The organism is Verrucomicrobiia bacterium (genome assembly GCA_026414565.1).
Classification (GTDB): domain Bacteria; phylum Verrucomicrobiota; class Verrucomicrobiia; order Limisphaerales; family Fontisphaeraceae; genus Fontisphaera.
This window is the reverse complement of the sequence record JAOAIT010000063.1, coordinates 1-10,421: the sequence shown is the minus strand read 5'-3', so window position 1 is coordinate 10,421 and position 10,421 is coordinate 1. Positions and strand designations below refer to the sequence as shown.

Annotated in this window: 11 protein-coding genes; 3 read left to right on the top strand and 8 right to left on the bottom strand. The window is 64.0% G+C overall.

Going from position 1 to position 10,421, the window contains the following annotated elements; translation table 11 throughout:
* Positions 1-290: 290 nt before the first annotated feature.
* From N3J91_15535 to N3J91_15520, 4 genes are all read right to left on the bottom strand, one after another.
* Positions 291-710, bottom strand: a complete 420-nt coding sequence (locus N3J91_15535) for a biopolymer transporter ExbD (GenBank protein ID MCX8157826.1) — start codon at positions 708-710, stop codon at positions 291-293.
* A gap of 11 nt (positions 711-721) precedes the next feature.
* Positions 722-1,429 (bottom strand): MotA/TolQ/ExbB proton channel family protein, encoded by a 708-nt coding sequence (locus tag N3J91_15530; protein ID MCX8157825.1) that lies wholly within the window; start codon positions 1,427-1,429, stop codon positions 722-724.
* A gap of 438 nt (positions 1,430-1,867) precedes the next feature.
* Positions 1,868-2,512 (bottom strand): tRNA (guanosine(46)-N7)-methyltransferase TrmB, encoded by a 645-nt coding sequence (trmB, locus tag N3J91_15525; protein MCX8157824.1) that lies wholly within the window; start codon positions 2,510-2,512, stop codon positions 1,868-1,870.
* A gap of 20 nt (positions 2,513-2,532) precedes the next feature.
* On the bottom strand, positions 2,533-3,081 hold the full coding sequence (locus tag N3J91_15520; GenBank protein MCX8157823.1) for a hypothetical protein: 549 nt from the start codon (positions 3,079-3,081) through the stop codon (positions 2,533-2,535).
* Between the two features lie 134 nt (positions 3,082-3,215).
* Between N3J91_15520 and N3J91_15515 the strand changes: the two genes are divergently transcribed.
* The 3 genes from N3J91_15515 (at position 3,216) to N3J91_15505 (ending at position 7,800) form a co-directional block, all read left to right on the top strand.
* Positions 3,216-4,451, top strand: coding sequence for a PQQ-like beta-propeller repeat protein (locus N3J91_15515; GenBank protein MCX8157822.1), 1,236 nt, complete (start codon positions 3,216-3,218; stop codon positions 4,449-4,451).
* Positions 4,452-4,495: 44 nt separating this feature from the next.
* Positions 4,496-5,806, top strand: coding sequence for a Gfo/Idh/MocA family oxidoreductase (locus N3J91_15510; protein MCX8157821.1), 1,311 nt, complete (start codon positions 4,496-4,498; stop codon positions 5,804-5,806).
* A gap of 62 nt (positions 5,807-5,868) precedes the next feature.
* The gene (locus N3J91_15505) at positions 5,869-7,800 is read left to right on the top strand and encodes a HEAT repeat domain-containing protein (protein ID MCX8157820.1); all 1,932 of its coding nucleotides are present in this window, start codon (positions 5,869-5,871) and stop codon (positions 7,798-7,800) included.
* A 72-nt stretch (positions 7,801-7,872) separates the two neighbouring features.
* On the opposite strand, the gene N3J91_15500 is transcribed toward N3J91_15505, so the two are convergent.
* The 4 genes from N3J91_15500 to N3J91_15485 all read right to left on the bottom strand — a co-directional run.
* Positions 7,873-8,211, bottom strand: a complete 339-nt coding sequence (locus N3J91_15500; GenBank protein MCX8157819.1) for a c-type cytochrome — start codon at positions 8,209-8,211, stop codon at positions 7,873-7,875.
* A gap of 284 nt (positions 8,212-8,495) precedes the next feature.
* Entirely contained in the window at positions 8,496-8,999 is a 504-nt protein-coding gene (locus N3J91_15495; protein MCX8157818.1) for a hypothetical protein, read from the bottom strand.
* Positions 9,000-9,014: 15 nt separating this feature from the next.
* Positions 9,015-10,031 (bottom strand): RHS repeat-associated core domain-containing protein, encoded by a 1,017-nt coding sequence (locus N3J91_15490; protein ID MCX8157817.1) that lies wholly within the window; start codon positions 10,029-10,031, stop codon positions 9,015-9,017.
* A 200-nt stretch (positions 10,032-10,231) separates the two neighbouring features.
* Positions 10,232-10,421, bottom strand: a 190-nt coding sequence (locus N3J91_15485; protein MCX8157816.1) for a hypothetical protein, incomplete at its 5' end; no start/stop codon positions are given.

The window sequence follows — 10,421 nt, the reverse complement described above, 5'->3', positions numbered from 1 at the left end:
GGGGGGGGGGGGGGGGGGGGGGGGGGGGGGGGGGGGGGGGGGGGGGGGGGGGGGGGGGGGGGGGGGGGGGGGGGGGGGGGGGGGGGGGATTGGGCAGGCGCACCATTTGGGGCGCACCGCCGCCGCCGTTGAGCACGCTATCCACCAGTTTGCCGCTGAAATACTTGATGGGGATGATTTCGCGCGGGGGCGGGGGCTTGTGGAAGGCGGAGCCGACCAGCAAAACGCCCAGGAGCACCGCGTGGATGGCGGCGCTAACGACCAGACATTTTTTCTGGAGGGGTTCCATGTTACCGCGGTTCGCCCTGGGTGCGCAGACTCAGGCGCGTGATGCCGCGGCGCTCGCACAGGTCAATCAGCGCCGCGACGTATTTGTAAGGGCCGTCCTGGTCTGCGCGCACATAAACGATGGTGTTGGGATTGGCGCGGAACGCCCGCACCAGCTCGGCTTCAATCTGGGGCAGGGTCATGGGCCGCCCGCGCAGGCGGTACTGGCCGGTGGGGGAGATTTCGACGGTTTGAATGTCATCGCGGTTGGGGCGCTGGGCCTCGGTGCGCCCGCCTTCGGGCAGGTTGAGGCGGATGCTTTTTTCCAGCAGGGGCGTGGTGATGACGAAGATGATGAGCAGCACAAAGGCGAGGTCGAGCAGCGGAGTGATGTTGATTTCACTCAGCGTGACCAACGGGTTCCTTTGCGAAAAACGCCGCATGGTGTGGCCGGTTATTTTTCCTCCAGGTACTCGGCCTCCATGCGGGAGGCGAGGTCCTGGGCAAAGTTGTCCAACTGCACCGTCATGGCGCGGAGATTGTGCACGAGGTAATTATACCCAAACATGGAGGGGATGGCGACCAGCAGGCCGGCCACGGTGGTGATCAGGGCGGCGGCCACGCCGGGGGCCATGGTGGCGAGGGTGGCTTCGCCCTTGAGGGCCACATGGCTGAAGGTGCTCATCACGCCCCACACCGTGCCCAGCAGGCCCAGAAAGGGGGCGCCACTGACGGCCAGCGCCAGCGTGATCAGGCCGCTTTCCAGTTGCAGGCTCTGCGAGGCCACGGCGCTTTCCAGCGCCCGTTTGACGTGCTCCATGGCTTTCAAGGAAATAAACGTTTTGCGTCCCTGCCCCTCCGGCAGCCGCAGGCGCGCCTCGAGGGCCGAGCATCCTTCAAGATAGACGGAATACAGCGGGCAACCCTCCACCGGCACCTGGCGATCATAGACGGCGAGGACATTGGGCTGCCGGCGGTATTCGGCGGAGAAGAAGGTGTTGAGTTTTTTGGCCCGGCGCATTTGCAGGGCCTTGGCCGCCATCACCGACCACGCGGTGATGGAGAGCACAATCAACAGGATGATGATGATTTTTGCTTCCGTGGTTGCCCACGTCCAGATGGAGATCAGCTCCATCTGGGCTGCCATCAATGCCCAAGGCACAGTCTCACGATCCTTTCCCCGGGCCGTCCGCCGCCCGGTTGCCCGCCGTTGCGGGCGGCCCACTCAGAACGCGGCAACGTTAAAGTCGCAATGCGGGTGGGGGTTCCATCCCCTGCCGCCATGGAATGGACTTACCCCTGCCCGTCCCGGCGCAGGATGGCCCTCGCCACTGCCTCGCGCAGGACATGCGGGTTTGATGCCCTAAAATCCGCCAGTGTTCAATCCTTTTTGCGCATTGTTGTGTGGTTAACATCAAAGGTGGCAAAAAGAATTTGGCCCGGTGGGGCGGGTGTTTTTCCGGGACTCAGCCCGGCTGGTTTTCGTGGGCTGGCTGAAGCCGGGGGGCGGGGATTGGCGCCTGGCTTGGGCCGGCTGCGCAGGCCGGCCCGGGGCGCGCGGCGCCTCGCAAAAGGGAGGTCGTGGGGCGTGCCGGTTGGATTAGGCCGACTTTTCCCCCTGCCACTGGTAGGAAAGGGCGAGGGTGGGGATGCCCCGCTGGTTGAACTCCAGCTCGAAATCGGTCTTGAGCGCGAGCAGCTCCGGCGGAGGCGTCTGGGGCTGGAAGCCGGGATGGGTGGCAAAGGCCTCCTGCATCCATTGGAAATAGCCGGCATCGTCGGTGCGCAGATGCACGCGGCCGCCGGGCTGCAGGGCCTGGCCGAGCAGGCGCACGAAACGCGCGTTAATAAGACGGTTTTTATGATGCTTTTTTTTGGGCCAGGGATCGGGGAAGTAGATGTGAAACACCGTCACGGTGCCCGCGGGCAGGAGGTACTCGGTCAGATAGCCGGCTTCGAGGCGGATGATGCGCAGGTTGGTGAGGCCGGCGCGGAGGGCTTTGCGCTCGAGTTTGCGGGCGCGGCCCAGGAGGCGCTCGACGCCCAGGAAATTGCGGTCAGGATGGAGCCGGGCGTAGTGGGCCAGGAAGGAGCCGTCGCCGCTGCCCAGCTCAACTTCCACCGGCTGCGGGGTGAGAAAGAGCCGGGACCAGTCCAGCCGTTCAATGAGGTTGGTGATGGGGTAAAAGAGCCGTGGACACGTGGGGTCCAACCAGGCCGGGGTGGGGACAGGCTGCGGATTCATGGGGAGGGCGGGGAGGCCCTTCACTCGCTGCTTTTCGGCTTGGCGGATTTTTTGGTGCCGTCCTCTTTATCCTTGTCGAGGTATTCCAGGGTCCAGACCTCGTTGGTGTCGCGCTTGAGGAAGGCGCGGAAATCGTATTGGTGGAATTCGCCGGATTTGTTGACGGCGGTGTAGTCGCACTTGACGAGGAAGCGCCAGTCCACGCCGGTGATTTTGGCCTGGGAGTAGGGTTGGAAGCGGGCGGTCTCGGGCCGGGCCAGGGTTTGGCAGACGAGATTGGTGGCGGCCTGGTAGGCGACGCGATGGAGGTTGCGGCCGAGGCGGCGTTCCCACGGAGTGGGTTCGATTTTCACGTAGAGGTTGCTGGTTTTCTCCCATTTTTTATAGGAGACATTGGGGGGATCCGGCTCGGTGCTGGCCGGGGTGGTGAAATGCTCGCGGAAGTAGAGGTAGCCGGCGCCGCCGCCGAGGAGGGCGGCCGCCCCCAGGACCAGCAAGGCCACGGCCCGCATGGAGAGGCCGCCGCGGGCGGCGCGGGCGGCTGGTTGCTGCCGAAGATTCGGTTTCATGTTGCTTCAGGTTAGCAGGGATCCGGGGCGCCGGCACGTTCTTTTCTTCCGCCCTGGCGCCCGGGTTGAATGAATTGACATTTGGCCGCGTCTCAAAAATGATGCTGCCATTGTTCAACCATCAGCAAAAGATTATGACGCATCCGCAGCGCAGTTTGTTCAAAGGACTTCTTCCGGCAATGCTTCTGGTCAGCACCCTGGGCACTCTGACGGCCCCGGCGGCCGACTGGCCCATGTACCGCGGCCCGCGGCAGGATGGCATCTCGCCCGAGAAAGATTGGCGCACGCAATGGCCGGAAGGCGGCCCGCCGGTGGCGTGGAAGGCCGAGATTGGCACCGGTTTTTGCATTGTCTCGGTGAGCCAGGGGCGGGTGTACACCATGGGTAACAAGGAGGAGACGGACCTGGTTTATTGTTTTGACGAGGCAAGCGGCAAGGAGCTGTGGCGCTACTCGTATCCCTGCAAGCTGGACCCGCGCAATTTTGAGGGCGGTCCCTGCGCCACGCCCACGGTGGCCGGCGGCCGGGTGTACACCTTCAGCCGGTTTGGGCATTTGCACGCGCTGGACGCCGCCACGGGCAAGGTGGTGTGGTCGAAGAATGTGATGGAAGACGCCGGGGCCAAACGCCCCACGTGGGGCTTCAGCGGCTCGGTGCTGATTGAAGGCAATCTGGCCATTGTCAACGCCGGCAAGAGCGGCATGGCGTTCCACAAGGACACCGGCGCGCTGGTGTGGAAGAGCGAGGGCACCTGTGGTTATTCCACACCCGTGCCCTTCAATCACGAGGGCACACGGGCGGTGGCGCTGTTTTCCGCCAGCTCGGTGCTGGCGGTGGCCGTGGCCGATGGCCGCGTGTTGTGGGAGCATCCGTGGAAGACGGACTGGGACGTGAACGCCGCCGATCCGATCATTGTGGGCAACAAGGTATTCATTTCCTCCGGATACAACCGGGGCTGCGCCCTGTTGGAGGTGAAGGGCAATCAGGTGCGGACGCTGTGGGAGAACAAGAACATGCGCAATCACTTCGCCAACTGCGTGCTGGTGGGGGATTACCTGTACGGATTCGACGGCCAGACCGGGGGCGGCTCGTTGAAGTGCCTGGATTTTCGCACCGGCGAAACCAAATGGAGCCAGTCCGGCCTGACCACTGGCGGGTTGATGGTGGCGGGAGGAAAGCTGGTGGGGCTGGGCGATCGGGGGCGGCTGTTTGTGGCGGAAGCCACGCCGGAGGGGTATCGCGAGCTGGCGCGCGCCAACATTTTGGACAGCAAGAAATGCTGGACCATGCCCGTGCTGGTCAACGGCCGCCTTTATGCGCGCAACAACAGCCCGGGGGATCTGGTGGTGTTTGACGTGCGCGCCAAATAAGGGCGGCGCCACTTCAGGAAAAGCCCGAAACCATGATGAAGCTTATGCAAAAGAAACTCCATTCCCGGCCGGCCCCGTGGCGGGGGCCGGTGTTCAACCGGCGTCAATTTTTGGGCGCCTCGCTCAAGGCGGGGGCGGTGCTGCTGGCCGCCCCGCAGGTGGTGCCGGGGGCCACAGTGGGCCGCGATGGCGGGGTGGCGCCCAGCGAGCGGATTGTCATGGGCGGCATCGGCATCGGCAACCGCGGCAATTACGTGCTGGGGGTGTTTTTGCACCAGCCGGATGTGCGCTTCATCGCGGTGGCGGATGTGAAGGCCGCCCGGCGCGACGCGGTGAAGAAGCGGGTGGACGCGCATTATCAGGCCAATGATTGCGCGACGTACCGCGATTTGCGCGAGCTGCTGGCGCGGCAGGACATTGACGCGGTGCTGATCGCCACGGGGCCGAACTGGCATGCGGCGGCCTCCTCCCTGGCGGCGCGGGCGGGCAAGGACGTGTATTGCGAGAAGCCGTGCACCAAGAACATTGACGAGAGCCTGGCGCTGGCCGAGGTGTTCAAGCGCACCGGCCGGATTTTCCAGGCGGGCACGCAGCGGCGCAGCCTGCCCAATTTTGTCTTCGCCATTGATCTGGCGCGCCAGGGCAAGCTGGGCAAGCTGCACACCGTGCACGCGCATCCCATGGGGCTGGAAACCAAGACCAGCGGCTGGCTGCCCGCCGAGCCGGAGCCGGACAAGGAGGAGGTGGATTGGGATTTGTACCTGGGGCCGGCGGCGTGGCGGCCGTACAACCGGCGGCTGCTGGATGGCTTCAACTTTGAAAAAGGCGGCGGGCTGGTGGGCGGCGGGTGCTTGGAATGGGGCTCGCATTGCGTGGACTTGTGCCAGTTGGCGGCGGATTGTGATCACACCGCGGCGGTGGAGTACGAGCCCAAGAACGGCCAGCTTCATGCCCTCTATCCCAACGGGGTGAAGTTGATCGTGCGCAACGAAGGCTGGCTGCCGCTGGGGTCGTGTCCCGTGCGCTTCGAGGGAAGCACCGGCTGGGTGGAGACGGCCGACAGTGGCGACATGGTGGCCAGCGCGGAATCGCTGCTGGTGGGCCGCGGCGCCAAGATCGGCGGTTACCCGGCAGACTTCCATGTGCGCGACTTTCTGGATTGCGTGAAATCCCGCGGGCGCACGCGGGCCAACGCGGAGGCGGCCTGCTGGTCGCACATCACCTGCCATGCGGGCAACATCTCGCTCTTTCTCAATCGCAAGGTGCGGTATGACCCCAAGAAAAATGAATTCCTCAACGATGAGGAGGCCAACCGGCTGCGTTCGGAGGCCCTGCGGGAGCCGTGGCGGGTGTGAACGGGGCGCAAGGTGGACGAGGATGAAAGACTGACAAGAACTTGGGATTTTTGCCAACGCTTATGAAACGCATTTTACTGAACCTGGCTTGCAGTGCCGTGCTGTGCCTTGCTTGGACCGCGGCGGCGGCGGTAATTCCGCCGGAGGCGGACTTGATCCGGACACTGCGCTCGGAGGCGCCGCCGGCAGACAAGGCGATCGCCTGCAAATTCCTGGCCATCAAAGGCACCCGGGAGGCGGTGCCGGCCCTGGCGCCGCTGCTGGCGGACAAGGAGCTGGCCTCGTGGGCGCGCATTGCCCTGGAAGCAATCCCCGACTCCACGGCGGACACAGTGCTGCGCGAGGCGGCGGGCCGGTTGGAGGGGCGGCTGTTGGTGGGCGTGATCAATTCCATCAACCGACGGCGCGACGTGCAGGCAGTGCCGCTGCTCACGGCGAAGTTGAAGGATCAAAATCCCGAAGTGGTGGGCGCAGCGGCGGCGGCGCTCGGCAACATCGGCGGCACGGCGGCGGCCAAAGCCCTCGCGCAGGCGCTGGAGCAGGCGCCGCTGGCGCTCAAGACGGACATTGCCGAAGGGGCCGTGCTGTGTGCCGAGCGCCTGCTGGCCGCCGGCAACGCCGGGGAGGCCGTGCGATTGTATGATCAGATCCGCAAGTCGCCGGTTTCGCAGCAGCGCATCATGGAGGCTACGCGCGGGGCCATTCTGGCGCGGGGGGTGAGCGGACTGCCGCTGTTGTTGGAGCAACTGCGCGCCGCGGACCGCGCGGCCTTTAACATCGGCCTGGTAACGGCCCGCGAGCTGCCTGGGCGCAAGGTGACGGAGGCCATTGCGGCCGAATTCGACAAGGCGCCGGACGCCCGCAAACCCCTCCTGCTGTTGGTGCTGGCAGACCGGGCGGATGCCGCCGCACTGCCCACCGTCCAGAAGGCCGCGCTGAGCGGGCCCAAGCCGGTGCGGCTGGCGGCCATCACGGCCTTGGATCGCATGGGGCAGGTGGCGGCCGTGCCCACCCTGCTGGATTTGACCGGCGAGGAGGATGCGGATCTGGCCAAAGCGGCGCGCGTGGCGCTGGCGCGCATCCCGGGCAAGGAGGTGGATCAACAATTGACGGCGCGGCTGGCCAAGGCCACCGGCCGGCTGCGGCTGGCGCTGATTGAGCTGGCCGGACAGCGGCAAACCACGGCGGCCCTGCCGGCCATCATGGCCGCCACCGGCGACGCCGACGCCGCCACGCGGGCGGCCGCCATTGGCGCCGTGGGCCTGTTGGGCAGCGCGTCGCACGCCGGCCAGCTTGTGCAGCGAGTGACGCAAACGGGCCAGGACCTGCCGGAGGTGGAGAAGGCCCTGCTGGCCATCAGCGGGCGGGAACGCGCCGCCTGCCAGCCGCATTTCATGGTCTTGATGCAGAGTCAGAACCCGGCCTTGCGCAAGATGGGGTTGCACACCCTGGCCAGTGTGGGCGGCCCGGTGGCCCTGGCGGCGGTGCGTACGGCGTTGGAGGATGCCGATGCCTCGGTGCAGGATGAGGCGGTGCGGACGCTTTCCACCTGGCCCAATAGCTGGCCGGAGGATGCCGCGGTGGCCGAACCGCTGCTTACCCTGGCGCGCGAGGGCAACAAGACGCTGCACCAGGTGCTGGGCGCGCGCGGGTACCTGCAATACTTGCAGGGTGATCCCAAGCTCACCCCCCAGGTCAAACTGGAAAAACTTAACGCGTTTTATCCCCTCTTAAAACGGCCGGAGGAACGCCGCCTGGCCTTGACTGTGCTGGGCAACATCCCCAGCGGCGGGGCGCTGGAACGCCTGATGGAGCTGGGCGCGGATGAAGCGCTGGCGGAGGACGCCTGCTCGGCCTTGGCCGGGCTGGCGGCGCGCAAGGACTTGGCGGAGGCGCCGGTGGAGCTGCGGCGCAAAGCGTTGCAATGGGTGGTGGACAAATCCGCCAACGAGCAAACCAAACGTCAGGCGCAAAAGGCCTTGCGCGCCTTGTAAGCCGCGGCCGGCAACGAAACTTCCCCGGGCAGGACGGCAGGGGCGGGCGCAGTTTGGCCCGGTGCCGAAGGGTTATTTGCGCAGGCGCAGCACGTGCTGCACCAGCGCCCGGATTTCCTCCTCCTTCAAACTTTCCTTGAAGGCGGGCATCACCTGGCGCGCGCCCTCCTGGCGGCCTTCAAGGATTTGCCGCTCGATTTCCGCCTCGGCAATGCGGCTTTGGGTGAGATCGCGCACGCCCAGCAGGCGCGTCATCTTGGCGTTGGGTTTGCCCTTGGGCCCGTGACAGGGCGCACAGTTCTTGGCAAACAACGCCGCCCCGTCGGCCGCCGGCGCAAGGCAGGCGTGCCCCCACACCAGCATCCCTGCGCCCAGGCAGAGCAGGCTTTGTTTCCGCAGGCGGTGTCCCATGCCACTCACGCGCCTTATAATAGCGCAAATCTGTGCTGTTGCACTTTGCCTCTCCCTTCGGTCTCGGGGGTGCGCACGCGTCCTGCGTGCCGGCTCCGGCCCCCACCGAAGCCTCCCTCCCTGCTGCCAACTTGTTACTCATCCACCTCCCCGCCAGCCCAGTTCACCACCGTTATCCCGCACCGCGAAACCAGCGCTCTAGCACACGCGTGGGTGGCCGACCTTCTATCGAGCCGGCCTGAGGCGAGCTAGATTCCTTACACCGTTTGTGCGGGACAGCCGGTTCAATCGGCACTCTCGACGAGCAAGAAGTAGTGAAAAATGCTTGGATAACGCTCACGAATGCGACTACCCGCGATCTCGTAAACAATTGGTGATTCAGACTTCACGGCCAGCTTGTAGCCATTCGCACGATTCATTCCAACCAGCCACAGACCGGCAGGCGCATCGCCAGACAGCAAAAGCTCGGCGGAGATTTCTGTGCCGGATTCCTCAAATGCAATCTTCCGGTATCTCCGAAGCAATCTGCTTAAGGCCAAGTCGAGTTGGTTGATGCGACTATCGAGTTCAGCAGGTGGCGGCGAAGGCCAGTCCTGGGTGAGCGCTTGCTTGTCCAATACCTTTTGGGCTTTCTCTTCCGCTTCGGCTGCGCTCAGGCGCGTAATTCCCCCCATCTCCTTCTCTGCCTCCTGTTCAGCGGCACGAACCTTTTTCACACCATTCCAGAATGAAGAAAATCCCCACATTGCTATGACCAGACAAACGATAATGAACAGTGTCCACCACATGCTCGCATGGTTGCTTCAGTTACACCCGCAGCGGCCTGCCGAAAGTCCCGTTCGAGCTGCTGCCGCAGCCGGATTTGCCAAACCCATCCCACGGGCAAGCGCTTCTGCTCGCTGTAGTGCCTGATGAGCTGCGGCGTGTTCCGCTGCGTTCAAAGCCTGCAGGTTGCCTGGATGGTTTTTTAGCCAGCTTGGCAGTCCTGCCGTTGGGAACAATGTTGGCGCTCCGCCTGGATGCCCTTTGAGTGGGTTGACGTGATGTGCAAACTGTCCGTCCCCAGTTGCCAAGTCCAAAACCTTTCTTGCCGTCCTGCGGTCTTTGGCCAACTGCCTTGCCGATACTTTCGCTGCGTTTTTTGAAAGCGCCAAAGATCCTCCAGTCGTTGCGAAATCGAACGCCACTCCCGTTGCAGTCCCTGCCCCGTAAGCTCCGCTGCACTTGTCCACGACATCGTTGATCCCGTATCCCTCGCGGGCGTAATCAGTGAGACCAAAAGAAAGATGATCTCCAAGGCCGGCAGCAAAATTCACAGTGTCAGGCGCGACTAGGAAGTCAGGAATATAGTCCGTCCAGTGAAGCCCATACGGGTCAATCAGGTTCAACGGGTCGTTCAAAACGTAGGCATACAGGTTGATGCCGCCCATTTCCCTGATGGGGTCGTGATTTAACCACCTTCCAGTGGTGGGATTGTAGTAGCGGTAGCCGTAGTAGTAGAGGCCGGTTTCCCAGTCGTGGTATTTGGTGGAGAAGAGAGGGTTGAAGGTCTGGGAGAGGGGGCCGGTGGCGCGGAGGAGTTCGCCAAAGGGGCCGTACTCATATTGCGCCACCAACAAGCCATCCGCCCCCCGCACATACCCCATCACGTTCCCATTCCCATCATAAACCGGAAAAAACACCCCTGCATCCGGCCCATTATGAATCACCGTCGCCAACAACCCGCCCACGCCGCCCGCGCCTTGCAGGGTGCCGCTCAAGTCCGCCCCCCACACGTGCGTTCGCACCTCGCCCGTCACCTCTTCCACTTCGGCGATCATGTTCCCTCCATCATACCCATATTTTCACCATCTTTGCAACCACCCCACCTCGTTCACATTCTTAACCCTCGCAGCCATGACCCTTGGTCTCGGGGGGCGCGCGCGTCTCGCGTGCCGGCTCCGGCCCCCGCCGAAGCCTCCCTCCCCGCCGCGGCCTGAGCGCGGCTGATTTCCTTACACCACTTGGCGGGACAGCCGGACTACTCAACAGCTTTCCATCGGCTGCCGTCGAATTTGTATTGCTTCCCCTCCCTCAGTGCCGATGGAGTTTTGGAGAGAAGACCTTCAATTTTATCCACTTCAAACCATTCGCCTTGCAGCAATATGAAAGTCACCGCCTTCCTTGTGGGACTCTTTTTTACGTCCCACTGCCCATCCAAGTCCAAGTCG